This window comes from Streptomyces sp. NPDC046197 (assembly GCF_040646295.1).
GTDB lineage: Bacteria > Actinomycetota > Actinomycetes > Streptomycetales > Streptomycetaceae > Streptomyces.
The window spans coordinates 163,749-187,540 of record NZ_JBEYZY010000017.1 but is presented as its reverse complement, the minus strand read 5'-3'; the positions used below and the strand labels follow the sequence as shown (position 1 = coordinate 187,540).

At 69.4% G+C, this 23,792-nt stretch carries 22 protein-coding genes, 1 tRNA gene and 2 pseudogenes; 14 read left to right on the top strand and 11 right to left on the bottom strand.

The genetic code is table 11. The features are described 5' to 3' along the window. Nucleotides 1-832: 832 nt before the first annotated feature. Complete coding sequence (locus AB0A61_RS24250; protein ID WP_361295792.1) at nt 833-1,429, bottom strand: hypothetical protein; 597 nt, start codon at nt 1,427-1,429, stop codon at nt 833-835. 480 nt (nt 1,430-1,909) lie between these two features. Here AB0A61_RS24250 and AB0A61_RS24245 point away from each other — a divergent pair. Both AB0A61_RS24245 and AB0A61_RS24240 read left to right on the top strand, forming a co-directional pair. Next, nucleotides 1,910-2,277, top strand: a pseudogene (locus tag AB0A61_RS24245) (YDG/SRA domain-containing protein); the annotation flags it as partial. Between the two features lie 174 nt (nt 2,278-2,451). Further along, nucleotides 2,452-2,796 carry an HNH endonuclease gene (locus AB0A61_RS24240; protein ID WP_361295822.1) on the top strand — a complete coding sequence of 115 codons (345 nt, stop codon included), beginning with the start codon at nt 2,452-2,454 and terminating at the stop codon, nt 2,794-2,796. A gap of 439 nt (nt 2,797-3,235) precedes the next feature. Here AB0A61_RS24240 and AB0A61_RS24235 read toward each other — a convergent pair whose 3' ends face one another. Beyond that, on the bottom strand, nt 3,236-4,588 hold the full coding sequence (locus AB0A61_RS24235) for a serine hydrolase domain-containing protein (RefSeq protein WP_361295789.1): 1,353 nt from the start codon (nt 4,586-4,588) through the stop codon (nt 3,236-3,238). A 64-nt stretch (nt 4,589-4,652) separates the two neighbouring features. Here AB0A61_RS24235 and AB0A61_RS24230 point away from each other — a divergent pair, with 64 nt between their 5' ends. After that, complete coding sequence (locus AB0A61_RS24230; protein ID WP_361295786.1) at nt 4,653-4,802, top strand: hypothetical protein; 150 nt, start codon at nt 4,653-4,655, stop codon at nt 4,800-4,802. Between the two features lie 337 nt (nt 4,803-5,139). Here the strand turns inward: AB0A61_RS24230 and AB0A61_RS24225 are convergent, their stop codons facing one another. After that, nucleotides 5,140-5,697 carry a DoxX family protein gene (locus AB0A61_RS24225; RefSeq protein WP_361295783.1) on the bottom strand — a complete coding sequence of 186 codons (558 nt, stop codon included), beginning with the start codon at nt 5,695-5,697 and terminating at the stop codon, nt 5,140-5,142. A 204-nt stretch (nt 5,698-5,901) separates the two neighbouring features. Beyond that, nucleotides 5,902-6,465 (bottom strand): lamin tail domain-containing protein, encoded by a 564-nt coding sequence (locus AB0A61_RS24220; protein WP_361295780.1) that lies wholly within the window; start codon nt 6,463-6,465, stop codon nt 5,902-5,904. 400 nt (nt 6,466-6,865) lie between these two features. Between AB0A61_RS24220 and AB0A61_RS24215 the strand changes: the two genes are divergently transcribed. Beyond that, nucleotides 6,866-7,222: a carboxymuconolactone decarboxylase family protein gene (locus tag AB0A61_RS24215; protein ID WP_361295777.1), complete on the top strand. Its 357-nt coding sequence runs from the start codon at nt 6,866-6,868 to the stop codon at nt 7,220-7,222. Nucleotides 7,223-7,401: 179 nt separating this feature from the next. Here AB0A61_RS24215 and AB0A61_RS24210 read toward each other — a convergent pair whose 3' ends face one another. Continuing rightward, nucleotides 7,402-7,557, bottom strand: coding sequence for a hypothetical protein (locus AB0A61_RS24210; RefSeq protein WP_361295774.1), 156 nt, complete (start codon nt 7,555-7,557; stop codon nt 7,402-7,404). 133 nt (nt 7,558-7,690) lie between these two features. Continuing rightward, the gene (phoU, locus tag AB0A61_RS24205) at nt 7,691-8,380 is read right to left on the bottom strand and encodes a phosphate signaling complex protein PhoU (protein WP_361295771.1); all 690 of its coding nucleotides are present in this window, start codon (nt 8,378-8,380) and stop codon (nt 7,691-7,693) included. A gap of 236 nt (nt 8,381-8,616) precedes the next feature. Here phoU and AB0A61_RS24200 point away from each other — a divergent pair, with 236 nt between their 5' ends. After that, nucleotides 8,617-9,870, top strand: a complete 1,254-nt coding sequence (locus AB0A61_RS24200) for an ATP-binding protein (protein WP_361295768.1) — start codon at nt 8,617-8,619, stop codon at nt 9,868-9,870. Continuing rightward, on the top strand, nt 9,867-10,547 hold the full coding sequence (locus tag AB0A61_RS24195) for a response regulator transcription factor (protein WP_010358452.1): 681 nt from the start codon (nt 9,867-9,869) through the stop codon (nt 10,545-10,547). Before AB0A61_RS24200 ends, AB0A61_RS24195 begins: the two co-directional genes overlap by 4 nt. Nucleotides 10,548-10,748: 201 nt before the next feature. Here AB0A61_RS24195 and AB0A61_RS24190 read toward each other — a convergent pair whose 3' ends face one another. Continuing rightward, nucleotides 10,749-11,450 carry a DUF461 domain-containing protein gene (locus tag AB0A61_RS24190; protein ID WP_361295765.1) on the bottom strand — a complete coding sequence of 234 codons (702 nt, stop codon included), beginning with the start codon at nt 11,448-11,450 and terminating at the stop codon, nt 10,749-10,751. 658 nt (nt 11,451-12,108) lie between these two features. On the opposite strand from AB0A61_RS24190, the gene AB0A61_RS24185 reads away from it, so the two are divergent. The 7 genes from AB0A61_RS24185 (at nt 12,109) to AB0A61_RS24155 (ending at nt 18,991) form a co-directional block, all read left to right on the top strand. Next, a complete protein-coding gene (locus tag AB0A61_RS24185) occupies nt 12,109-12,591 on the top strand; it encodes a CarD family transcriptional regulator (RefSeq protein WP_003953493.1) in 483 nt (160 codons plus the stop codon). Between the two features lie 291 nt (nt 12,592-12,882). Continuing rightward, entirely contained in the window at nt 12,883-13,647 is a 765-nt protein-coding gene (gene ispD, locus AB0A61_RS24180; RefSeq protein WP_361295762.1) for a 2-C-methyl-D-erythritol 4-phosphate cytidylyltransferase, read from the top strand. After that, entirely contained in the window at nt 13,637-14,161 is a 525-nt protein-coding gene (gene ispF / locus AB0A61_RS24175; RefSeq protein ID WP_361295759.1) for a 2-C-methyl-D-erythritol 2,4-cyclodiphosphate synthase, read from the top strand. Before ispD ends, ispF begins: the two co-directional genes overlap by 11 nt. Before the next feature lie 58 nt (nt 14,162-14,219). Beyond that, nucleotides 14,220-14,624: a PPOX class F420-dependent oxidoreductase gene (locus AB0A61_RS24170; RefSeq protein WP_361295756.1), complete on the top strand. Its 405-nt coding sequence runs from the start codon at nt 14,220-14,222 to the stop codon at nt 14,622-14,624. Between the two features lie 102 nt (nt 14,625-14,726). Continuing rightward, a complete protein-coding gene (gene cysS, locus AB0A61_RS24165) occupies nt 14,727-16,127 on the top strand; it encodes a cysteine--tRNA ligase (protein ID WP_361295753.1) in 1,401 nt (466 codons plus the stop codon). A 98-nt stretch (nt 16,128-16,225) separates the two neighbouring features. Continuing rightward, nucleotides 16,226-17,167, top strand: coding sequence for a 23S rRNA (guanosine(2251)-2'-O)-methyltransferase RlmB (gene rlmB, locus AB0A61_RS24160; RefSeq protein ID WP_361295750.1), 942 nt, complete (start codon nt 16,226-16,228; stop codon nt 17,165-17,167). A gap of 147 nt (nt 17,168-17,314) precedes the next feature. Continuing rightward, on the top strand, nt 17,315-18,991 hold the full coding sequence (locus AB0A61_RS24155; protein ID WP_361295747.1) for a DoxX family membrane protein: 1,677 nt from the start codon (nt 17,315-17,317) through the stop codon (nt 18,989-18,991). A gap of 167 nt (nt 18,992-19,158) precedes the next feature. Here AB0A61_RS24155 and AB0A61_RS24150 read toward each other — a convergent pair whose 3' ends face one another. The 3 genes from AB0A61_RS24150 to ugpC all read right to left on the bottom strand — a co-directional run bounded on the left by AB0A61_RS24150 (nt 19,159) and on the right by ugpC (nt 21,893). Next, entirely contained in the window at nt 19,159-19,893 is a 735-nt protein-coding gene (locus AB0A61_RS24150) for a nucleotidyltransferase family protein (protein ID WP_361295744.1), read from the bottom strand. 122 nt (nt 19,894-20,015) lie between these two features. Further along, nucleotides 20,016-20,477, bottom strand: a complete 462-nt coding sequence (locus AB0A61_RS24145) for a hypothetical protein (RefSeq protein WP_361295741.1) — start codon at nt 20,475-20,477, stop codon at nt 20,016-20,018. Between the two features lie 279 nt (nt 20,478-20,756). Then, a complete protein-coding gene (ugpC, locus tag AB0A61_RS24140; RefSeq protein ID WP_361295738.1) occupies nt 20,757-21,893 on the bottom strand; it encodes a sn-glycerol-3-phosphate ABC transporter ATP-binding protein UgpC in 1,137 nt (378 codons plus the stop codon). A 250-nt stretch (nt 21,894-22,143) separates the two neighbouring features. Between ugpC and AB0A61_RS24135 the strand changes: the two genes are divergently transcribed. Next, nucleotides 22,144-22,217, top strand: a tRNA-Thr gene (locus tag AB0A61_RS24135). Nucleotides 22,218-22,262: 45 nt separating this feature from the next. Here the strand turns inward: AB0A61_RS24135 and AB0A61_RS24130 are convergent. After that, nucleotides 22,263-23,766: pseudogene (locus tag AB0A61_RS24130) on the bottom strand (site-specific integrase); the annotation flags it as partial. Nucleotides 23,767-23,792 lie beyond the last annotated feature (26 nt).

Here is a 23,792-nt window from a genome sequence, read left to right as displayed (position 1 = left end):
ATTCCTGGAGAGGACAGCTCGAAGCGTCAATCGTTCGGTGGGTCAGGCCTGCCGAGCAGCGCCGCGGTGAATCCTCACAGTCGTTCGTACAGTGGCGCGCTCCACCTGGACGCCATGAACCACGCCCGCTACTCAGTCACGAGCCGCCCGCTGCGGGGGAGCAAGGCGGGCGGCTTCGTCATGCCCCGTGCCATGCCTAGACCCGTGGCAGGATTCTTTCGCGAGCTTCTCGAGTACCGATGATCACAATCAGAGCCCCCGGATCCTTGGGGTGCTCTTTGACTGAAACGTTACCCTGCTGATTAGACGCAGATCCACGAGTCCGTGACGAGTAATCGATTACCATCGCCGACTTGCTGCAACCAAGCGAGGCCCACGTTCCAGATCCACTCGCACCTTCTGCCGAGGCGAAGCTGTAGGGGCCAGCAGGGTATTTGGCGCTGCCGCCTGCATCATTCTCAGGCCATGCTGACGTAACATGAAGCAACGATCGCTTGGAGTTCGACGCGTCAGCCACCCGAAGGCCACAGGAGTCCCCCTGGATATACGCGATCAGGCGGTAAGAACCCTTACGAACCTCGCCAATCACCTTAGGGGCATGAGACTCTGAAGGGAATTCATCCGCTGCAATGATCTGCTCTTCGGTGGCGTCGATAGACTTAAGTTGACTTAGCCGCGCGAATTGGTCAGCCGATGATTCATGCGTAGGCCCATTATCGCTCCCCGAAGTGCATGCGACACACGATAGCGAAAGGGCGACCCCTATAGCTAACTTTCGAAAAATCTGCGCCATGGGGTCACCCTTTCAAATACTGAAATTACGGACCGCTAACTAGTCTAGCCACTGATTGAAACATACGCCAATGGGCTTATACACGTCGACCCTTCGGGTGAATCCGTGCCAGGGAACCTCGACGAGATAGTGCTCGGAGAGAGTGTACGCTTCGATGTTGCCGTGCTTGCCACTGGGTACCTCGTAGCGGGTTTCATTTGTGACTTTGTAGGTGTTTGTCACGCTAAAACCTACAGAAGCAGAAATCAACCCTTTACTGATTCCGGCGTCCCCACTGAGCTCGACCGCCCGTTCCTTACTGACCGTCAGCACCAGGGTGGTCTTACCTTGGCCGCTCGTCTTCGAAATCACTTCCGTGCCGCACGACTCTCCCAAATCGACTGGCCCCCGCGGCTGAGCCGTAACAGTAGAAATCGGCCGCACATAGTCGGGGTTCGGCTTGATTATCAACTTGGCGCCAGGCTTGAAGAGGTTACCAGGTAACTTGGCGTCAGGCTCAAAGAACTGAGTGACGGAACCTGCAGTGGCAGCCTTTACCTCACCCTGGGCCGCGGCTGGGGTCGCCGAATTAACCCCTAAGCCCACACTCATGGCGACTGCACCGATGAGCGCGCCGATCCTTGCTGTCCGCTTCATGATTACTCCTAGGGTCTCGGTGTGACTTTCTCGGACTAAGTTCCCTCGCCGGCGAACAAAGAAGAAACTATCGGCTGCACGGCACATCCCTCAATTGAATTGAGGGAGATTTGAGAGTGGACTGATTGATTCCGAAAATAATTTCCAGTTAACCAATTCAGCGTCCAATTGCAGGCGGAAGGGTGCATTCCTCTGCGGATCTCCTATAAGGCGCGGGTGAGTTGTCAGGCAGCGCTGTGAGGGACGTTGAATGGCCGACGATCGCACGTCCAGCACGACCGCCACGTCCAAGCTGCAGCCCGCAACAAGTGCACGGAGGCCGCTGTAAAGCTGCCGTGTGGCCATCCTCTGGCCAGAGCGCCGCTTGCAAGGCAGGCACATTGGGAAAAGGGAGCAGGTCACGGCTGGTCTGAGGAGCGATTGCTAGGCGGTCTTGAAAACCGCTGCGGAAGTGTCAGTGCCGCGTGCCAGGCTGTGACCATGATCGGTGACGTACCCAACGTTGAAGCGGGCCAGGAGTTCAGCACGCGCCGGCAGGCGCACGAGGCGGGCGTGCACAGGCCGTTGCAGGCAGGTATCTGCGGGACCAAGAGGACTGGCGCAGAGTCGATCGTCGTGTCCGGCGGCTACAAGGATGACGAGGACTACGGGGACGTCATCGTCTATACCGGCAGGACGGCGCCGGCAAGCAAGTGAGCGACCAGTCGTTGGACGACTCCGGTAACGCGGCGCTCGTGACCAGCTACCTCGAAGGACTGCCCGTCCGCGTCCTGCGCGGCTACCAGGGTGATGCTCCATACGCGCCGGCGGCTGGGTACCGGTACGACGGTCTCTATCGAGTCACCAGCTACGGCAGCAAGCTGGGCATCGATGGCTTCCTGATCTGGCAGTTTCGCCTTGAAGCCTATGACGACACCCCCACCCCTCAGGCGGCACAGCAGCCAGAGCTCCCGAACACCCCTGTCGGTTCGGAGCCTGCTGCCGTCACGGGGAACGAGACGCCGGAACGCATCACCTCAACCGTGCAGCGCATCGTTCGGAGCAGCGCGGTGAAACGGCAGGTGAAGGGATGGCACGATAATCGGTGCCAGGTCTGCGACCTGCGAATCGACGTCCCCGGCGGTAGCTACAGCGAAGGGGCTCACATTCGAGCCCTCGGGTCCCCGCACAACGGCCCGGATACCCCCAGCAACGTCCTCTGCCTGTGCCCGAACTGCCACGTGATGCCCGACGCTGGCGCCATCGTCATCGAAGACGGCCTCACTGTGATCCGCGGAGGTCAATCTGCCAGCACTTTGAGGACCGACCCGCGGCACACAATCGATCTGGAGTGCGTCCGCCACCACCGCGAACGCTGGCGTCAGTAAGTCAAGGTGAGGCTGTGCTCGCCAGCCGGGCGGGGGGCTGCTCTTCTTCGTGGCTGTGGTCCGCGGCGACACCGCCGGGCCCTCTCTGGGCCCTCCGAGGGCGACAAGCAACGGCCAACAAGGACCAACCATGACAGCCCAATTGCAGGTCAGCGGGAGTTTGTGTCCCGCTGACCTGGTCAAAATAATAGGCCCGCCAGACCCAGGGCAAGAAGAAGTAACCCGCAACGATCAAGGCCCCTACCTGGACTTTCGTCCCTGGCAGGGGTCTTGACGCTGTGCTGGGGCCGTCTCTGGGCCGTGGAACCCAGATTCGGCTGACCCACACTCGGATCGACACGCTCAAGGTGAACAGGGTGGCGGCGAGCGGGCTGACCCCAGACTGAACGCCCAGGCCAGCTCCGCCGAGGCTTGCGGTGCTGTCCGGGGGTCGCAGGTGTCACTTGGCGGGTGTCGGAGCCCGGTTGAAGAGCCGTCCGGCCAGGTCCGCCCCGATGATGGCGCCGTCGGCGTCGCGGGTGAGGAAACCGCGCTGGCCGATCAAGCCGCCGCCGGTGACGATGTACTCGTCGCCGCTTCCGGGGAGCAGGCCGAGCCCGGCCGGCGGCAGGTCTGGCGGCAGTTCCTTCTCGGACGCCGTGCGGGTCTCCGGCTTGATCCGGCATTCGACCGTCATCGTGTCACCGTCGGTGCCGATGATCAGCGTCATGAATTCGTTCTCGTAGTGCCCGATGATCTCCTGAGCGCGCTGCGGGTCGTACGGGAGCGGCTCAGGGTCGCACTCGACCACGCCGAGGTAGTGCTCGAGCGCCCAGCGGAGCACGGCCTGATTGAACTCCAGCCCGCTGTCGGGGCCGGCGTTGGATACCGCCACGACGGCGAAGTCCCGCTCCGGAACCAGCAGCAGGTTGGCGAACTGGCCATTCGTCGATCCGCCGTGCCCGACGGTGCGCACACCGTTCACGTCGCGCAGGAACCAGCCGAGGCCGATGGCGTCACCGAGCGTGGAGCCGTGCAGCTCCACCGTCGGCTCCTGCATCCGCCGCGCCAGGTCACCGCCGCCGAGGTGGAACCGGGCCCAGTGCAGCTGGTCGGAGATCGAGGACACCAGGCCGCCGCCCGGATTGTTGCCGCGCGTGTCCTTCCATGTCCGGGCGACCTTGAGCGCCCCTTCACTGAGGTTGTGGCCCACGGCGAACCGGCGGGTGATGGCCTGTCCGGCAGTGAAGACGCTGTTGGCCAGGCCGACCTGCTCCAGGACGAGTGAGGCGACAGCGGCCTCGTAGGTCAGGCTGGTGACGTTCTCGATGACCCGGCCGAGCAGGTTGTAGCCGAGCTGGCTGTAGGAGGCACGGCCGCCGACCGGACCGATCAGCGTCACCTCGGCCATCTTGGCCACCTCGCCGGCCACCGCATCGTCTCCGTCTCCGCTGTCGAAGACCATCCGAGTGTCCAGCCCGGCGGTGTGGTTGAGCAGGTTCAGGATGGTGATCTGCGCGGCCGCATCCTCGTCGGGGAGCCGGAGTTCGGGGACGTAGCGGCGGACCGGCGCCTCCAACTCGACCCGCCCCGCCTCGACCAGGCGCATGATCGCGGTCGCCGTGTAGGTCTTGGTGACCGAGCCCAGCACGAACAGCGTGTCCCGGTCGACGGGCAGCGGGTTGTCGATGCTCGTCACGCCGTGACACGCAGTCAGCTCCCGTCCGTCCACCCAGACCCCCACCGCTGCACCCGGGATGTCAAACTCCTTGGCCTTCGCCTCGACGAACTCCGCCAGCGCATCGCGTGACATCTCGATTCCCTCTCGGTCAGTGTGGTTCGCGCCCGACCCCGAGTCCACCGGGCGTCGCGGTGACTTGATCTTCGACCTTGCCCAGGCCTACGGCTACTACGGGGCCGCGTGGGTCATCGCCATCGGCCTGGTGATCGTGGGCTCCTCCTTGCTGGGCCGCCGTCGCGCCCGGGCCGCAGCCACCGAGGAGACGAACGAGCCGGAACGCGCCTGACGCACACCGGTGGGTGAGCAACGTCGGACGGCGGCGACTTCCTGAATCCCGCATGACCTCGGAAGTCACTGGCGGTGCCGCGTCATCCTGGTGCGCGGCCCCTGCCGGGTGGCGCCTACCGGCAGGGCCGACCCACCAGGTTCACGCCAGTGGCGACGGGGACGAGGATGAGGATGGACCTCGGAACCCATGTGCCGGTCGTCCGTCTGCCCGAACACCCCGAGAACGCAAGGGTGTTCACCCGGAAGCATCTCCGGCCCACGGTCATCGGCCTGCTTACCGGAAGCGTGCTTCTCGCCGCCCGCTGATTGATCGGCGGCTTGTCGGCAACCAGGTTTCACAGGGCCAGTGTGATCGCGGCGGCTCCGCCGCCCAGGCCGAGGGCCAGGGCGGCCTCGGTCCAGCCGCCCGTGCCCCAGCGGAAGAGGCGGTCGAGGGCCAGCCGGCCGGGGCCGATGGCGGCGACGGCCAGGGCCACCACGGCGATGCAGACGCTGTACTCGACGCCGCCGTCCGTGTCCCACAGGCCGTGGGCGCCGGTGACGGTCACCATGGCATTGACCATCACGCCGATGAGAGCGGCGGCCGCGAGTGGCGTAAGCAGGCCCAGGGCCAGGCCGAGGCCACCGAGGAATTCGGACAGTCCGCCGATCGTGGCGAAGAGTTTTCCCGGCCGGTAGCCGAGGGAGGCGAAGCTCATGCCGGTCTTGGTCAGGCCGCTGCCCCCGAAGAGGCCGAAGAGTTTCTGAGCGCCGTGCCCGGCCATCAGCAGTCCGAAGGTCAGTCTGACGAGCAGAAGTCCCCAGTCCGCGGCGGACGATGCGGGTGCGGCGGTGGTGTGTTCCGCCGGTTCCGGGGGAGCCGGCGGACGGTACAGGATGCGTTTCGTAACCATGTGATTGCTCCGGTGAGAACGCCGGAAACGGCGTTTGCCCCCAGCTCGGACGGATGCCGAGTCACCGATCGGCGGCGGGTCCCGCGCGATGCGGCAGGGCACGGGCCACCTCTTACCGATCCTTCCGCAACGCTCATGCCCGTGCACGCCGGAGCCCTGCCCGCGGCAGTGCGCGGACAGGGCTCGTTCGGGGGCGGCGGCCGGTCAGTGGCGGCCGTCGCGCCAGTCGTGTTCGCCGTGACCGTCACGCCGGTCGATGCCGCGGTCGCGCAGGTCACGGTCGTTGCGGCCGTCACGGTTGCGGCGGTCGTCCCAGGAGACGGCGTCGACGAAGCGGTCGTGGTCGTTGCGCAGGGTCGCGGTGTCCGAGCGCCGGTCCCACACGGGCGTGCGGCGGTCCTGGTAGAGATCGGTGGCGGTGTCCCGGCCGAAGCCGCTGTGGACGCGGACGGTCGAGCGGCCCTCCAGGCGGTAGTGACGGAAGGTGTAGGTGTGGCCGCTCGCGTCGGACAGGGTCCAGCCGTCCAGGTTGACGCTGCGCAGGCCCTTGTTGGTGATGTCCACCCACTCCCTGTTCAGCGAACGGTTGGTGCGCCGGTCGCGGTCCGGGGAGTCGGGGTGCACGCTGCTGATCACCACGTCCTGGCGGTGCGAGCGCCGGTCGTGGTCGGCCGCGGAGGCCGGCAGCACGGCCGTCCCGACCAGCGCTCCGGCCGCGACAGCGGCGGCGGCCAGGCGGCGAGCGTTCACAGAAACGGAAACGGACACAGGCTCTCCCTGCTTGGTGTGAGGGTGGCGGCCGGCTGGCCGCGTCCCTCACTTTGTCCGTCATGCGGTGAAATGGGATGGAAGCATAAGGCGTGTTACAGATTGCGCATATTTCCGTGACTCTTGCCTGCACGGCTCATTCATGTCGTGAACCACCCCTCCTGGCGGTCCGTCAGGGGACGCCTCCTTGTGGTCGTTGGCTCGCGGTGCCCTTCGCCATGACCCGTCTCCCCGGTGGCGCCGTGACCTTCACTCCCCCGTGCGTAACGACCGGCCGTTCCACATGCGCCCGGCCCGGCGGACTCCTACGGTGGAAGGGCAAGCCGCCGACACGTGGGAGATGCCCCTGGTCAGCGGGGCACGTGTGTCGGCCCGCACGGCACCGGAAGGCGGCCCGGACATGGCCACTACGTCAGACACGCCCGTCCTCGACACGCTCGCAGCCATGACCATCGACTCGATCGAACGCTGCGGCCTGGACGAGGGCACGCTCATCCTCACCCGCATCGCCGCGCTAGCGGCCATGGACGCCCCGGCGATCTCCTACCTCGCCCACGTCGGACCCGCCGTCCGCGCCGACCTGACGGCCGAGCAGGTGCAGGACATACTGGTGGCGGTCGCCCCGGTCATCGGAACCGCACGCGTCATGGCCGCGGCCGGACGTATCACCGAGGCACTCGGCCTCGCCGTCGCGCTGGCCGACGCCGAGGCGGAGGCACTGGCCCAGGCCGAGGCGCAGACCCGCGACAGGGGCTGACCACAACAGCAGTCGGCCGCTTCGGTGGTCGTCACCCGTTCGTCCGCGGGCCTGGACAGGGGTCGGGTCCACCTCGTGCGACAGGGCCTGGGCCCCGGCCGTGGTGCGCCGGGGCCCAGCGAGGGTGTGCGGTATGTGCGGCGACGTACGGGAACGGGCGGCGGCAGGTCGCGACGCCGTCAGCCGCACTGGCAGGGGCCACCCGACTGGCAGCCGCAGCCGCAGCCCGAGCCGCAGCCGCAGGCGCCGAAGAGCGGAAGGCTCTTGATCTCGGCGGGCTGCTCGGTCCGGTGCTCCTGCGCGGGGTCGGGCGTGGTGCTGGGGGATTCGGCCATGGGTCCTCCTCGAGGCTGGTGCCTTTGCCCATTCCATGCCCGCTCTGCTGGGCGCATCAACGGCGCACGGAGGCTCGCACGCGCCCCGGCGACCTGCTTTCGCGCCTGCTCAGGCGCCCTCGCCTCCGGCCGGTCAGGCTCCGTCGACGCCCGTCACCGGCTTGATGTCCTGCTGGAGATCGTCCGCGTGTTCACCCGTCACCAGGTACACCACCCGCTTGGCCACCGCCACCGCGTGGTCCGCGTAACGCTCGTAGTAGCGGCCGAGCAGGGTGACGTCCACGGCCGTCTCGATGCCGTGCTTCCAGCGATCGTCGATCAGGTGCTGGAAGAGGGTGCGGTGCAGGAGGTCCATCTCGTCGTCGTCCTGCTCCAGCTGGAGACCGAGGTCGACGTCCTTGGTCACGATCACCTCGGCCGCCTTCGCCATCAGACGCTGCGCGAGCTGGCCCATCTCCAGGATGGTGGCGTGCAGGTCCTGCGGCACCGCGCGCTCCGGGAAGCGCAGCCGGGCGAGCTTCGCCACGTGCTGGGCCAGGTCGCCCGAGCGCTCCAGGTCGGCCGACATGCGCAGCGACGTGACGACGATCCGCAGATCCGTGGCCACCGGCTGCTGGCGGGCCAGCAGGGCTATGGCCTTGGCCTCCAGGTCGTGCTGGAGTTCGTCGACCTTCTTGTCGGCCTCGATCACACTCTCGGCCAGCTTGAGATCGGCGTCGAGGATGGCCGTGGTGGCGCGCCCGATCGCCGACCCGACCAGCCGGGCCATTTCCACCAGACCGTCGCCGATCGAGTCCAGTTCCTCGTGGTACGCGTCCCGCATCAGGGTTCCCTCTCGTGCGTCTTTGTTCGGGGGTTGCAAGGGGTTTTTCGGGGCCGGGGCCCGTGGCTGAAACCGGCGGTGCAAACCCCACGCTCCCACGGTCCGGGCCGTACGCGTCCGTTTCCGTCACCCCAAATGAACCAATACTGGCTCCCAGGTGAACTCTGGGCGACGAGTGTTCGAGCTCGCACTCCGACGGCTGTGGTCATGTCCTACCCCATGCCTAACCTGGATGCATGGACGTGAACGCGGCGGTCGCCGCAGCGGCAGCGATCGCCGGAGTGCTCACCGGCGTCATCGCCGTGCTGGCGTTCCGCTGGAGCGAGCGCGAGCAGAAGCGCCCGACTCGCACCTCCCTGCATACGGACCCGGTGCTTCCGCCGGGCGTGGACACCGTCCTGTCGGTTCTGCGCTCCTCCGCCGTCGTCCTCGACGAGGGCGACGCGGTCGTCAAGGCCAGCTCCGCGGCGTACGCCCTCGGGCTGGTCCGCGGCGGCAAGCTCGCCGTCGAGCCCATGCTCCAGATGGCCAGGGACACCCGGCGGGACGGCGAGATACGCCAGGTGGAACTGGACCTGCCCCGGCGCGGCACCGGCCGCGGCGAGGCCCTGGCGGTCTCCGCCAGAGTCGCACCGCTCGGCTCCCGGTTGGTTCTGCTGCTGGTCGAGGACCTGACCGAGGCCCGCCGGATCGAGGCCGTACGCCGCGACTTCGTCGCGAACGTCAGCCACGAGCTCAAGACCCCCGTCGGCGCGCTGTCCCTGCTGTCCGAGGCCGTCATGGACGCCTCCGACGACCCGGAGGCCGTGCAGCGCTTCGCCGGGCGCATGCAGATCGAGGCGACCCGGCTCACCAACCTGGTCCAGGAACTGATCGACCTCTCCCGGGTGCAGAACGACGACCCGCTGGAGGACGCCGAGCCGGTCCGCGTGGACGAACTGGTCGCCGAGGCCATCGACCGCTGCCGGCACCAGGCTGGGACCAAGCAGATCACCATGGCGGCCGGCGGAACCGCGGACCTGCACGTGTGGGGCAACCGCGGCCAGCTCGCCGCAGCGCTCGGCAACCTCGTCGAGAACGCCGTCAACTACTCCCCGGCCCGCACCCGCGTCGGCATCGCCGCCCGCAGGGTGACCGCTCCCGGCGGGGACATGATCGAGGTAGCCGTCACCGACCAGGGCATCGGCATCTCGGGCAAGGACAAGGAGCGCATCTTCGAGCGCTTCTACCGCGTGGACCCGGCCCGCTCTCGTGCCACGGGCGGCACCGGCCTGGGTCTGGCGATCGTGAAGCACGTGGCCGCCTCGCACGGCGGGGAGGTCACGGTGTGGAGCTCCGAGGGACAGGGCTCCACCTTCACCCTGCGGCTGCCGGAGGCGGGTGCGGCCCGCGACCGCGCACAACAGCACCCCGCCCTCGACGACGAGGCCGGGCAGCCCACTGAGTCATCCCCGTACCTACCGCTTCCCGCCCCGGAGGTCCTTCCGTGACCCGAGTGCTCGTCGTCGAGGACGAGGAGTCCTTCTCCGACGCCCTGTCGTACATGCTCCGCAAGGAGGGCTTCGAGGTCGCCGTCGCGGCCACGGGCCCCGACGGACTCGACGAGTTCGAGCGCAACGGCGCCGACCTCGTCCTCCTCGACCTGATGCTGCCGGGGCTGCCCGGCACGGAGGTGTGCCGCCAGCTGCGCGGCCGCTCCAACGTCCCCGTGATCATGGTGACCGCCAAGGACAGCGAGATCGACAAGGTCGTCGGCCTGGAGATAGGAGCCGACGACTACGTCACCAAGCCGTTCTCCTCGCGTGAGCTGGTCGCCCGCATCCGCGCGGTGCTGCGCCGCCGCGGTGAGCCGGAGGAGGTCACCCCGGCCGCTCTGGAGGCCGGTCCGGTGCGCATGGACGTCGACCGGCACGTGGTCACCGTCTCCGGCTCCAAGGTCGACCTGCCGCTGAAGGAGTTCGACCTGCTGGAGATGCTGCTGCGCAACGCCGGGCGCGTGCTGACCCGCATGCAGCTCATCGACCGTGTCTGGGGCGCCGACTACGTGGGCGACACCAAGACCCTCGACGTCCACGTCAAGCGCCTGCGCGCCAAGATCGAGCCGGACCCGGGCGCCCCGCGCTATCTGGTCACGGTCCGGGGCCTGGGCTACAAGTTCGAGCCGTAGGCCGCGGGCCGGCCGCGGGGCCGTACCCCCGTATCGAGCCGTGAGCCGTGAGCCGTGAGCCCCGTGCCGCCCGACGCCGGGCGGCACGCCCGCGCCTGTCCCCGAGCGGCAGACGGCCGGCACGACGAAGGGCGGCACCCTCCCCGGGGTGCCGCCCTTGTGCGTACGGACTGTCTACGTACCGACTCTGTACGTACCGACTCAGTGACCGGCCGCCGACTGCGACGCCGAGTCGCCCGGGGTCGCGGTGGTGCCGGCCGACTCCGAGGCCGACGGGGAGCCGGACGCCGAGTGGGACGGCTTCGACGGCTTCGACGGCTTGCCGGACGACGGCTTGCCGGAGGCGGAGCCGGAGGGGACCGGCGAGCCCGAGCCGCCCGGCGCCGCCGGGATGCTGCTCGGGCCCCACTTGTCGAAGTAGCTGACGGCCGGGACGACGTAGGCGCGCAGGGTCACGGCACCGGTCGTGCTGAAGGTGAAGGTGATCTGCTGGGCGTTGCCGTTCTGGACGGCGACACCGGGGTTGGGCAGCGCGGCGGAGGCGTTGCCCTTGCCGCCCAGGACCAGGAAACCGTGGGCCGGGACGGTCACCTTGCCCTTGCCGCCGGCGGGCGAGAGCTGGGCGGTGCCGTCGCCCTGGACGCTGATGGAGTCCAGCGTCTGGTCGGTGTTGCCGTTGTTGAAGATGGTGGCGGAGATCACGGCCGGGCCCTTGGACTGCTGGTCGGGCTGGGTGATGACCGTGGCGTTCTGGATCTTGATGGCGCCCACGCTGGTGGCCGCGTTGTCGGGCTTGACCTCGAGCGTCTCGGCGTTGTTGCCGGCGCCGCACGCGGCGAGCGAGGCGATCGAGAACGCGATGGCGACGGCGGCGAAAGCGCCGCGTCGAAGGCTGCTGCTCACGGCGGCGGCAACTCCTTGAACGTGGGCGGAGCAGGGCGGCCCTCTGATAAAGCCACCCTAAGTGTCTGTCAGCGGCCATAGGTTACCGAGCCGTTCCCGCGCCATCGCACCCGACCCGCCCCTGCACGTCCCGGGCCTGCTCCGGACCCCTCCGCCGAGCGAGTCCCGTGCGTCCAATGTGACTCCTCGGTACGCATTGGCGGAGGGCCGGTCCGGCATTCACATAAGCGCCCTCCGGCATACCTCCGTACCAGGCTCCGGCGGATTTCCGGTGAAGGAATGCACGGCCGCCCCGGGAATTGATCACCAACTGCCGGGTCGGTCGTTGTGACGGGGCCGTGATCAATTCCGGATTCGTCCGGGAGGTGACTCGGCGCACCGAACGGAGTAGCGGAAGTCGAGCGCTTGGAACCCGACAAATCAGGATGTTCTGCCGCTTGGACGGGCCGCCGGATGTGTGTAGCGTACGGGTTTCACCTCGCGTGGAGAGCCCCTCCGACCTGCGAATACCCGCTTCCTCTTGGCCCGCCCAACCCTCCCGAAGCACGTTCCTGTTGCTGTTGTCAAGCCCCGAGATATGCCCTGACCTGCGAAAACGCCATTCAGAAGACGCCGTTTCCGTGTTACCCTGGATAGCCACGGAAGGGGTACCTGTCACATGACGTTCAAGGTTGGCGACACCGTGGTCTATCCCCATCACGGGGCCGCGCTGATCGAGGCCATCGAAACTCGCCAGATCAAAGGCGTGGACAAGACCTACTTGGTGCTGAAGGTCGCCCAGGGTGACCTGACGGTGCGTGTGCCAGCGGACAATGCGGAGTTCGTCGGCGTGCGTGATGTGGTCGGTCAGGACGGGCTGGACCGGGTCTTCGAGGTGCTGCGCGCTCCGTACGCCGAGGAGCCCACGAACTGGTCGCGTCGTTACAAGGCAAATCTGGAGAAGCTCGCCTCCGGCGATGTCATCAAGGTCGCGGAAGTCGTACGTGACCTGTGGCGTCGTGAGCGCGAGCGTGGACTCTCCGCCGGTGAGAAGCGCATGCTCGCCAAGGCCCGCCAGATCCTGGTGAGCGAGCTCGCTCTTGCGGAGAACACCAACGAGGACAAGGCCGAGGCCCTGCTCGACGAGGTGCTCGCGTCCTGACGCGGGACGCCGACAACACCCGCCTCAGTTCAGCACACTGAAATGCCGCGGTGCCCGATGACGCCACTACAGTCGCCGGGCGCTGCGGCATGTTCGTACCCGCGCGTGACGCTCATGCCGTACGAAGGGGAAAAGAGCCCCCGGCACGGATGTGCCGGGTGCTCCGACGGCTCGACCCGGGTCACGGAAGGGTCCGGTCGAGCGTCGCGCCCGGCACTTCCCCAGCCTCGGCCGGGGTGTCCCCAGAGGCCATACCCACGTAGGCCGAGCACACAAACCTGACAGGAACCGATGTCTGACGTTTCGCGCCCTTCACCCACGGCTGCTCAGCGCACAGGCCCCGTTGCCGCAGTGATCCCGGCCGCCGGCCGGGGCGTACGCCTCGGTCCGGGCGCCCCCAAGGCGCTTCGCGCGCTGAACGGCACGCCCATGCTCGTCCACGCCGTCCGCGCCATGGCCGCCTCCCGTTCCGTCTCCCTCGTGGTCGTCGTCGCCCCGCCCGACGGCGCCGGCGAGGTCAAGTCGCTGCTCGACGCGCACGCGCTGCCCGAGCGCACCGACTTCCTCGTCGTCCCCGGCGGCGAGTCCCGGCAGGAGTCCGTGAAGCTCGGTCTGGACGCGCTGCCGCCCGGCTACGACGTCGTCCTCGTGCACGACGCGGCCCGCCCGCTGGTGCCGGTGGACACGGTCGACGCCGTGATCGAGGCGGTACGGGCCGGTGCGCCCGCCGTCGTCCCGGCGCTGCCGCTGGCCGACACCGTCAAGCAGGTCGAGCCCGCGGCGGAGCCGGGCGGGCCCGAGCCGGTCGTGGCGACGCCGGACCGGGCACGGCTGCGGGCGGTGCAGACCCCGCAGGGCTTCGACCGGGCGACGCTGGTCCGCGCCCACGAGACGGTCACCGACAACGTCACCGACGACGCGAGCATGGTGGAGCAGCTCGGCGAGCGGGTCGTGGCCGTGCCGGGCCACGAGGAGGCCTTCAAGGTCACCCGGCCGCTGGACCTGGTCCTGGCGGAGGCGGTCCTGGCCCGCAGGAGGCTGAACGATGGCTTCTGAGACCGCTGGGGCCGCCGGGGCCGCCGCGGCGCCGCCGCCGCTTCCGCAGGTCGGCATCGGCACCGACATCCACGCTTTCGCGGAGGGCCGCGAACTGTGGTGCGCGGGCCTGAAGTGGGAGGGCGAGGGGCCCGGACTGGCCGGGCACTCCGACGCGGACGTGGTCGCGCACGCCGCGTGCAACGCGCTGTTCTCGGCCGCCGGGCTCGGTGACCTCGGGGAGCACTTCGGCACCGGGCGGCCGGAGTGGTCGGGCGCGTCGGGGGTCACGCTGCTGACCGAGGCCGCGCGCATCGTCCGCTCGGCCGGCTTCCGGATCGGGAATGTCGCGGTGCAGGTCGTCGGCCCCCGGCCGAAGATCGGCAAGCGGCGGGACGAGGCTCAGAAGATCCTGTCGGAGGCGGCCGGCGCTCCGGTGTCGGTGTCCGGCGCGACCACCGACGGCCTCGGCTTCCCCGGCCGCGGCGAGGGGCTGATGGCGGTGGCGACCGCACTCGTGGTGCGGGTGGGCTGACGGCGTGCGAGGGTACCCGGAGAATTCGCCGCTGACCGAGGCCTTCGGAGGTACCCCCATGTCCGCCGTCCTGTCCGACCGGCTCAAGGCCCTGCTCGACAGCCCCGTCTTCATCGTCGTCGGCACCATCCAGCCCGACGGCAGCCCACAGCTGTCCCCGGTGTGGGTGAAGCGGGACGGTGACCAGCTCCTCTTCTCCACGACCGTCGACCGCCAGAAGTACAAAAACCTCCAGCGCGACCCCCGGGTCAGCGTCGAGGTGCACGACCCCCAGTCGCCCTACGACTACGCCGAGATCCGCGGCACCGCCCAGACGACCACGGAAGGCGGCAAGGAACTCATCGAGGAACTGAGCCTGAAGTACACGGGCAAGAACTACGCCGAGTTCAACCCGGCGTCGGCGCAGGACGCGGAGCGGGTGGTCGTGAGGATCACGCCGCAGAAGGTCGTCGGGACTCTCTGAGGGCCGCCGGGAGCATGGGACGCCCGTTCTCCCGGGCACGAATGTGGGCCGCATAACAGGAAGGGGCGCGAGGCACTGTCCTGCGCCCACTACCCTGGAGTGGTGACCATTCGCCTGTACGACACCAGCGCCCGGCAGATCCGTGACTTCACCCCGATCAAGCCGGGTTGCGTCTCGATCTACCTGTGTGGCGCCACCGTGCAGGCGGCCCCGCACATCGGCCACATCCGGTCGGGGCTGAACTTCGACATCATGCGCCGGTGGTTCGAGTACCGGGGCTACGACGTCACGTTCATCCGCAACGTCACCGACATCGACGACAAGATCATCGCCAAGGCCCAGGAACAGAACCGGCCGTGGTGGGCGATCGGCTACGAGAACGAGCGCGCGTTCAACGACGGCTACACCGCGCTCGGCTGCCGGCCGCCCACCTACGAGCCCCGCGCCACGGGCCATGTGCCCGAGATGATCGAGATGATGCAGACGCTCATCGAGCGCGGACACGCCTACGAGGCCGACGGCAACGTCTACTTCGACGTACGTTCCTTCCCCGGTTACCTGGAGCTGTCCCGGCAGGAGCTGGACAACCTCCAGCAGCCCTCGGGCACGGGGGAGACCGGCAAGCGGGACCCGCGCGACTTCGCCATGTGGAAGGCCGCCAAGCCGGGTGAGCCGACCTGGCCGACGCCGTGGGGCCGCGGCCGCCCGGGCTGGCACCTGGAGTGCTCGGCGATGGCGCACAAGTACCTGGGCAGCGCCTTCGACATCCACGGCGGCGGCCTGGACCTGATCTTCCCGCACCACGAGAATGAGATCGCCCAGGCCAAGGCCTTCGGCGACGACTTCGCGCAGTACTGGGTGCACAACGCCTGGGTGACCATGGCCGGCGACAAGATGTCCAAGTCGCTCGGCAACTCGGTGCTCGTCTCCGAGATGGTCAAGCAGTGGCGTCCCATCGTCCTGCGCTACTACCTCGGCACCCCCCACTACCGCTCGATGATCGAGTACAGCGAGGAGTCGCTGCGCGAGGCCGAGTCGGCGTTCGCCCGCATCGAGGGCTTCGTGCAGCGTGTGGTGGAGAAGGCCGGGGGCGTGGTCGAGCCGTCCCCCGAGGTTCCGCCCGCCTTCGCCGAGGCGATGGACGACGACCTGGGCGTGCCGCAGGCGCTGGCCGTGGTGCACACCACCGTCCGGCAGGGCAACTCGGCGCTGGCCGCCGACGACAAGGAAGCCGCCGTGGCCCGCCTGGCCGAGGTGCGCGCCATGCTCGGCGTCCTCGGACTGGACCCGCTCGACACCGCCTGGGCCGGCGAGGGCGGTCGCGGCGAGGACCTGCACGGCGTGGTCGACACCCTGGTCCGCATGGTGCTGGACCAGCGCGAGGCCGCCCGCGCCCGCAAGGACTGGGCCACCGCGGACGCCATCCGCGACCAGCTGGGCCAGTCCGGCCTGGCCATCGAGGACAGCCCGCAGGGACCGCGCTGGTCGCTCGGCTCCCGCTGAGTCCGCCGCGGGCACCGAAGATCGAGTGTGCCGCCCGGCCTCCCGGGCCGCACACTGCATAGACGCACGTACGACGCTTTCGACAGAACAGGTAGGTCATGGCCGCGAACAACCGCCGCATGTCCGGCAAGAAGGGCGCGCAGGTCGGCAGTGGCGGCCAGCGGCGCCGGGGCCTGGAGGGCAAGGGGCCCACGCCCCCCGCCGAGATGCGCAAGGGGCACGCCAAGCAGCGTGTCGCCCAGGCGAAGGCCCGCCGTGCCCAGGGGCGCCCGCCGCAGCGCCGCGGCACGGGCAGGTCGTCCTCCGAGTTCGTCGTCGGCCGCAACCCGGTCGTCGAGGCGCTGCGTGAGGGCGTGCCCGCCTCCACGCTCTACGTCCAGCAGTTCATCGACAACGACGAGCGGGTGCGCGAGGCGCTCCAGCTCGCCGCCGAGCGCGGTGGCATCAACCTCATGGAGGCCCCGCGTCCCGAGCTGGACCGGATGACGAACGGGCTCAACCACCAGGGGCTCGTCCTCCAGGTCCCGCCCTACGAGTACGCCCATCCCGAGGACCTCGTCGACGCCGCCCACGACGAGGGCGAGGACCCGCTGATCGTCGCCCTGGACGGGGTGACCGACCCGCGCAACCTGGGCGCGGTCGTCCGCTCCGTCTCCGCCTTCGGCGGTCACGGCGTCGTGGTCCCCGAGCGGCGCGCGGCCGGCATGACCGCCGGCGCCTGGAAGACCTCCGCCGGTACGGCCGCCCGTACGCCGGTGGCCCGCGCCACCAACCTGACGCGCGCGCTGGAGGCCTACAAGAAGGCGGGCATCGCGGTCGTCGGTCTCGCCGCGGACGGCGAGGCCGAACTCGGCGACCTGGACGCCCTGGAGGGCCCGGTGGTGATCGTCGTCGGCAGCGAGGGCAAGGGTCTGTCCCGTCTGGTCGGTGAGACCTGCGACTTCCGGGTGCGGATCCCGATGCCCGGCGGCGCGGAGTCGCTGAACGCGGGTGTGGCGGCGGGGATCGTCCTGTACGAGGCGGCCCGCAGGCGCGCCTGAGGCCGGTCGGGGCCGGGCGCCCGAAAGGACGTCCGGCAGGTCGCCCGCTCGGGTAAATCCGGTCGATCGGCGCAACCTTGACGCGGTCCGGACAGCTCTGGCGGAGCCAGGCAGTGTCCTAACTCCTCGTCACTCGGTTAGAGGAGTGTGGACACCAGAACACCCCGCACACCCACGGGGGACCGCTCGTCGGGAATCGACGACGCTCCCGCGCTGAGCATGGTGAAGGTGCCGAGCGATCCGGCGCAGGTCATCGTCAATCACGCGAGTTTCCGCGTGCAGTTGGGCCCCGCCGCGCGGCACACCCGGTCCCCGCGGATCGCCCCGCACCTGAGCGCCGCCGAGGACACCGCCCGCATGCCGGTCGTGGGCAGGGCGGCCCGGGCCGGCGGCCGCCGCCGCCCGGTCGTCTGGAGCGGGAGGTCCGCCCCCGACGACACCGGCGCCCACCGGCTGCTGCAGGCCGTGCGCAGCGGCGTCCGGCACGCCGAGGAGACCTCCGGCGACGCCGGGGCCACCCAGGTCATCCCCCGGATCGACATCGACACGGGCTACGACGGCCCGTCGTACGACGACTTGGACCAGACCGCGCCGACCCCCGTCGTCGGGGCCCAGCGCACGTACGGGGACGGCGGAACCCGGCTCCTGCCGCACATGCGCACCGTCGGCAGCGCCTACGACGAACCCCCCTACGGCGCGGCCCCCTACGGGGAGTACGCCCCCGCCGAACCCGCCCACGCCGACCCGGACTTCACGGACGACGGCCCCGAGGAGTTCGTCGAGAACGGGCCCCGGCGGGCGAGGCGGCATGCCGACGACCCGGGCCGGCACGCCTACTACCCGGGCCGCCGCATGAACCTCGGCGTCGTCCTGCTGCCGCTGAGGGTCTTCCTCGGCTTCATCTCCATCTACGCCGGCATGGGCAAGCTCTGCGACCCGCTGTACTTCGACGGCGGCAAGCGCGGCTCCATGGTCAAGTGGCTCAACACCCTGCACCCCTGGGAAGTCGCCGAGCCGCTGCGCCAGTTCGCGCTCCAGCACCCCGTCGGCTCCGGGCTCGTCATCGCCTTCCTGCAGGTCGTCCTCGGCGTGCTGACGGTCCTGGGCTGCTGGCAGCGGGTCGCCGCGGTGCTCGGCGCGCTGCTCTCGGCCGCGCTCATCGTCACCGTCAGCTGGAAGTCGGTCCCCGCCTACGACGCCCCCGACATCATCTACCTCGCCGCCTGGTCGCCGCTGGTCATCGCCGGCGCCCCCGTGTACTCCGTCGACGGCCGCCTCGCCGCCTCCGCCTGGCGGCGGCTCGGTCCGCGTTCCGACATCTGGGAGCTGCGCCAGTACGTGCTCCGGCGCGGCACCCTGCTCACGCTGCTCGTCACCGGTGTCACCCTGCTGGTCGGCTCGCTGCTCGGCGGCGCCGTCCGCGACGCCGACCGCGTGGTCGTGCCCGGGCCCGGGGAGGCCCCGCGCAACGAACTGCCCGGCTCGCCCCTCCCGCAGCGTTCCGGCCAGCGGCAGGAGAGGTCGCCGTCCGCCTCCACCACCCCCACCCGGGGCCACTCGTCGGCGAGTCCCTCGCACGGCCCGTCGACCACTCCCGGCACGGCCCGGAAGAGCGGAACGGCCACCGGCGGTGCGCCGAGCCAGACCCAGGGCACCGAGGGCGGCGAGCTGCCGCCGCGCCACTCCGCCCCGGTCGAGCAGGCGCCCAGCACCAGCTCGGGCCCGACCTCGGGCGGCAGCGCCACCGGCGGCGGCTCGGCCGGCGGCTCCGGTGGCAGCTCATCCTCGGGCCAGCCCGGCCTGGTGGGCGGCCTGCTCGGGTAGACGGTCGTGCGGCAAGGGCCCGCCAAGGGCCCTTGCCCGACGCGTCGGCCGCGAGAGAGCCGAAGGGGCGCGCCGATGCCGGGACCCCGAACCTGCTGAGCCCTTCGGGTCTTCGCGCGTTCGGGGTCCCGGCATCGGCCTGCGCGGCCCCGTAGGCGAACGAGCCGTCAGGTGCGCCCCAGCGCCGCCAGTTCCTTCGCCGCCTCCGTGAGGTCCTTCGCGGTGTCGATGGCACGCCAGTAGGCGCCCTGCGGGATCGGGAAGCCGGCCAGCCGGCGCTCACGCGCCAGGCGCGGGAACGTGGTGCGCTCGTGGTCGCCGCGCTCCGGCAGCAGGCCGGCGAACTCGGGGGAGAAGACGTAGACGCCCGCGTTGATCTCGCAGGTCGACGGCGGGGCCTCGATGAAGTCGGTGATGTGACCGAAGCCGTCCGTCTTCACGGCGCCCCACGGGATGCGCGGGCGAGCCAGCGCGAGGGTCGCGACCGCGTCGCGCTCGGTGTGGAAGTCCGCCATGTCGCGCAGCGAGAAGCGGGTCCAGATGTCGCCGTTGGTCGCGTACCAGGGCTTGTCCGGGTGGGGGAGGTGGGCGGCGGCGAACTTCAGGCCGCCGCCGCGGCCGAGGGGCTCCGTCTCCACGACGGTGGTGACCTTGACGGGCAGGTCCGTCGACTTGAGCCACGTCTGCAGGACCTCGGCGAGGTGGCCGCAGGAGACCACCACGTCCGTCACGCCCTCTTCGGCGAGCCAGGCGAGCTGATGGCCGATGATCGGGGTGCCCGTACCGGGGATCTCGACCATCGGCTTGGGCCGGTCGTCGGTGTACGGACGCAGCCGGGAGCCCTGGCCACCGGCCAGGACGACGGCTTGAGTGGGGCGGGACGCCGCATTCGGATGGGTCATGACCGAACTGTACGTCGCGCCCCGCTCGCCGCTTTCGCCTGCGGCCGTTCCTTAATCAGCCGTTCCCCTGATTCCCACCGGGGGTGTCCCCCGATCGGGTGGGTGGAGCGGGAGTGTGCCGGTCAGCCGTGGGCGGCCGCGGCCAGGACGCCGGAGGCGAAGGAGGTGTCGCAGACGGGGCGGGCGTAGGACTGGGCGAGCGTCGGGCCGTAGATGCGGACCGCGGCCCGGCCGAGGGCGCGGGCGATGGAGGTGCAGTGCTCGGCCAGCGACGGGCGGCCGTTGACGGCCTGCTGCAGGTGGGTGAGCACGACGCCCGGGTCCTTCTCCTGCAGCTCTGTCAGCAGCCGGTCGCGCAGTACGTCCTGCGGGGCGCGGGAGCGGGTGGGGGAGGAGACCTCTGCCGCGGAGGCGTCCGACGCGGTGAGCACCGAGTTCGAGGGATTCCCCGACCAGTTGACTCGGGTGACCGCGAGGGTCCCGGAGAGCACCAGGACGACGGGCAGGACGAAGGCGAGGGTGCGGCCGATCCGGCGGGCGGGGCCCCGGCCGCGTCGCATCTGTGGGGTGGTGGTGTGCTTCACGCGAGTGAGGGTAGCGCCCCGTAATGATTTGGCGACATTTAGTCACCTCATCGAGGGAAGAGGAAGTACGCTTCCCTCGATGGCGAGTTGACGCACAGTGCTCGAAATGTCCGGTGCGCCGGGGTATTTCGAGGGCATGGACAAGGGCCCCGCGGCTGGTCGCGGGGCCCTTGTCGTCAACCCGGGTGAATCACCCGGGGTCGTCCCGATGTTTCAACCCGAAGGGTCACCCGGGGAGTCTGCCCGGGGGCGTCGGTCGGGGCGGTGTCGGTCGGAGCGTCAGTCGGAGAGCCGCTCGCCCGTCGAGGTGGAGAACACGTGCGTCTCGCCCGGCCGCGGCACCACGTGCAGCTGGGCGCCCTTCTCCGGCACCTGACGGCCGTTGACGCGGACGACCAGGTCCTTCTGCTGGCCGCCGACCTCGGCGGTGCCGTAGACGTAGCCGTCGGCGCCGAGCTCCTCCACGACGTTCACGGAGACGGCCAGGCCGGCCGGGGCGTCCTCGGCGTCCTTGGACAGGGAGGCGGCAGCGCCCCCGTCGAGCTCGACCACGTCGAAGTGCTCGGGACGGACACCCACGGTGACGGTGCGGTCACCCTTGTCGGCGGCGGCCTTGAGGGCGTCCCGGTTGACCGGGACCACGCTGTTGCCGAACTTCACACCGCCGTCGGTGATCGGGACCTCGACCAGGTTCATCGCGGGGGAGCCGATGAAGCCGGCGACGAAGAGGTTGGCGGGCTTGTCGTACATGTTGCGCGGGGTGTCGATCTGCTGGAGCAGACCGTCCTTGAGCACGGCCACCCGGTCGCCCATCGTCATGGCCTCGACCTGGTCGTGGGTGACGTAGACGGTGGTGATGCCCAGGCGGCGCTGCAGCGACGCGATCTGTGTGCGGGTTGAGACGCGGAGCTTGGCGTCGAGGTTGGACAGCGGCTCGTCCATCAGGAAGACCTGGGGCTCACGCACGATGGCGCGGCCCATGGCGACACGCTGGCGCTGACCGCCGGAGAGGGCCTTCGGCTTGCGGTCCAGGTACTCGGTGAGGTCGAGGATCTTCGCGGCCTCCTCGACCTTCTGGCGGATCTCCGCCTTGTTGACGCCGGCGATCTTGAGCGCGAAGCCCATGTTGTCGGCCACCGTCATGTGCGGGTAGAGCGCGTAGTTCTGGAACACCATGGCGATGTCCCGGTCCTTGGGCGGCAGGTGGGTGACGTCGCGGTCACCGATGCGGATGGCGCCGCCGTTGACGTCCTCGAGCCCGGCGAGCATCCGCAGGGAGGTGGACTTGCCGCAGCCGGACGGGCCGACCAGGACGAGGAACTCGCCGTCCTCGATGTCGATGTCGAGCGCGTCGACGGCGGGCTTGTCGGAACCCGGGTAGATCCGGGTCGCCTTGTCGAACGAGACAGTGGCCATGGTGAATGGGCCCCCTTCTACCGGCAGGAACGTGCCGGACGATCCGTTGTAGGAAGGTGGTTGCCACTACGGGTGGTTCCGCGTGGTTTCGTTGTGGTGTAGTCCACACAGGTGAACTGGCTCAGGACGGTACCTGGCGTTCACCTCGTCTGTCAGTACTTCGCGGCCTGTGAACTTCGCGGAAATTTTCGACGGAACGCCCCCGGGACCTGGGTAGACTGCACGGGCACGCAGGTGCACGCAGGTGCACGCCTCCTTAGCTCAGCTGGTCAGAGCGCCGCTCTTGTAAAGCGAAGGTCGTCGGTTCGAATCCGACAGGGGGCTCTGGAAAACCGTCTCTGACCTGGGGTTTCTCCCAGGTGAGACGCTTTACTCGGCCTCGGCCTCGGACTCCGCGTCCGGGGCCGTTTGCGTGAGCGGTGCGTGAGCGGATGCGCCGCCATCGCCCGGCTGGGCTGCGGATTCCCCGGCATCCGTCGGCACGCCTTCGGCGCCGGATTTCACGCCATCGGCGACCTCTGGCTCGGCTTCGGCCTTCTCGGCATCACCTGTCCGGTGAGCACGTGGTACGAGGCGGGCGGCGGCCTCGGCGATGGCGAGGTCGGCCTCGGGAAGCAAGCTCGTGTACGTGTCCGCCGTGATGGCGATCGAGGAGTGGCCGAGCATCTCCTGGATGTCCTTCAGGTCGGCCCCGGCCGCGTGAGCTAGGGTCGCCGCGCCGTGCCGCAGGTCGTGCAGTCGGATCGGCGGGAGGCCGATCTCCTCGTACAGCTCGATGAACCGGCGCGTGACGTTGGCGGGGTGGAGCATCTCGCCGTTCTCCTTGGTGAAGACGCGGCCGGACTCCACCCAGGCGCTCTCCCACTCCTCGCGGTCCTTGTCCTGCTGGACGCGGTGCCGTGTGAGGGCTCGGACCGTGTCGGAGTCGAGCGCGATGGTGCGGGCGCCTGCGTCGGTCTTGGGATCGTCCTCGTACACCTCCCAGCCGCTCACGACGGGCTGCTTGGCGACGGTGATACGGCCGTCGTCGAGATGCGTGTCGGTCCACCTCTGCCCGCATGCCTCGCCTCGCCGCAGTCCGCGGAAGGCGACCAGGTGCCACAGCGCGTACAGGCGGTCCTCCGCGGCATGGTCGAGGAAGAGGCCGGTGTGCTCCGGCGTCCAGACCATGACGGGCGAGGGCCTCTCGCCGGTGCGCTTCCAGTGGAGGATGCGCTCCTCGGTCCACACCAGCGCCTTGGGGCGCTTGCCCGCTTCCATCGGGACGTGGGCCGCCGGGTTGAAGGTGATGAGCTGCTGGGCGATCGCGGCGTTCAGTGCGGCCCGCAGTGTGGACCGGATGCGCTGACGCGTGGCCGGAGTGACCATCCGGCGGAAGGGCTCCATGTCGGGCGATGGCGGCCTTCAGTACCTTGCGGCGGGCGCGGTGCTCGCGCCCCTTCCAGGGGATCCGCCCAAGGTCCTCGATCGCCGTGCGGCGGGCCGCGTTTGCCTCGGCGATCTCGACGTTGGCCTCGGCGATAGCCTCGAACATCTCCGACAGGTGGCTGACGCGGAGGCGGTCAAGCCGCAGGTGCCCGATCCTCGGTTTGAGGTGGACGCGGATGTTGGTCTCATCGCGGCTGATGGCGCTCGGCCGGCCCTTCTTGCCCGCCAGCCACGTGTCCAGCCACTCGCCGACGGTGAGTCGGCTGTTCAGGTCCAGGCCGTGGCTGAGGCGCCGCCGCGACTCCTCGACGTTCGGGAGTGGCGCCTTCTCATCGGCCACCTTCTCCAGCAACTCGGCGATCTGCGCCAGCCCCTCGGGATCGTCGGATTCGGCGAGACCGAGGAGCGCGCGGACCTGGTCCAGGTCGGCCTGGGCGGCTTTGAGCCGGAGTTCTCACACCAGCCGAAGCC

Bases quoted from the DNA above. Each gene is read 5' to 3' on its own strand.
- AB0A61_RS24250 (WP_361295792.1), bottom strand. From the start codon at position 1,429: ATGAAGCGGACAGCAAGGATCGGCGCGCTCATCGGTGCAGTCGCCATG.
- AB0A61_RS24235 (WP_361295789.1), bottom strand. From the start codon at position 4,588: ATGTCACGCGATGCGCTGGCGGAGTTCGTCGAGGCGAAGGCCAAGGAG.
- AB0A61_RS24225 (WP_361295783.1), bottom strand. From the start codon at position 5,697: ATGGTTACGAAACGCATCCTGTACCGTCCGCCGGCTCCCCCGGAACCG.
- AB0A61_RS24215 (WP_361295777.1), top strand. From the start codon at position 6,866: ATGGCCACTACGTCAGACACGCCCGTCCTCGACACGCTCGCAGCCATG.
- AB0A61_RS24210 (WP_361295774.1), bottom strand. From the start codon at position 7,557: ATGGCCGAATCCCCCAGCACCACGCCCGACCCCGCGCAGGAGCACCGG.
- phoU (WP_361295771.1), bottom strand. From the start codon at position 8,380: ATGCGGGACGCGTACCACGAGGAACTGGACTCGATCGGCGACGGTCTG.
- AB0A61_RS24200 (WP_361295768.1), top strand. From the start codon at position 8,617: ATGGACGTGAACGCGGCGGTCGCCGCAGCGGCAGCGATCGCCGGAGTG.
- AB0A61_RS24185 (WP_003953493.1), top strand. From the start codon at position 12,109: ATGACGTTCAAGGTTGGCGACACCGTGGTCTATCCCCATCACGGGGCC.
- ispD (WP_361295762.1), top strand. From the start codon at position 12,883: ATGTCTGACGTTTCGCGCCCTTCACCCACGGCTGCTCAGCGCACAGGC.
- ispF (WP_361295759.1), top strand. From the start codon at position 13,637: ATGGCTTCTGAGACCGCTGGGGCCGCCGGGGCCGCCGCGGCGCCGCCG.
- AB0A61_RS24170 (WP_361295756.1), top strand. From the start codon at position 14,220: ATGTCCGCCGTCCTGTCCGACCGGCTCAAGGCCCTGCTCGACAGCCCC.
- rlmB (WP_361295750.1), top strand. From the start codon at position 16,226: ATGGCCGCGAACAACCGCCGCATGTCCGGCAAGAAGGGCGCGCAGGTC.
- AB0A61_RS24150 (WP_361295744.1), bottom strand. From the start codon at position 19,893: ATGACCCATCCGAATGCGGCGTCCCGCCCCACTCAAGCCGTCGTCCTG.
- ugpC (WP_361295738.1), bottom strand. From the start codon at position 21,893: ATGGCCACTGTCTCGTTCGACAAGGCGACCCGGATCTACCCGGGTTCC.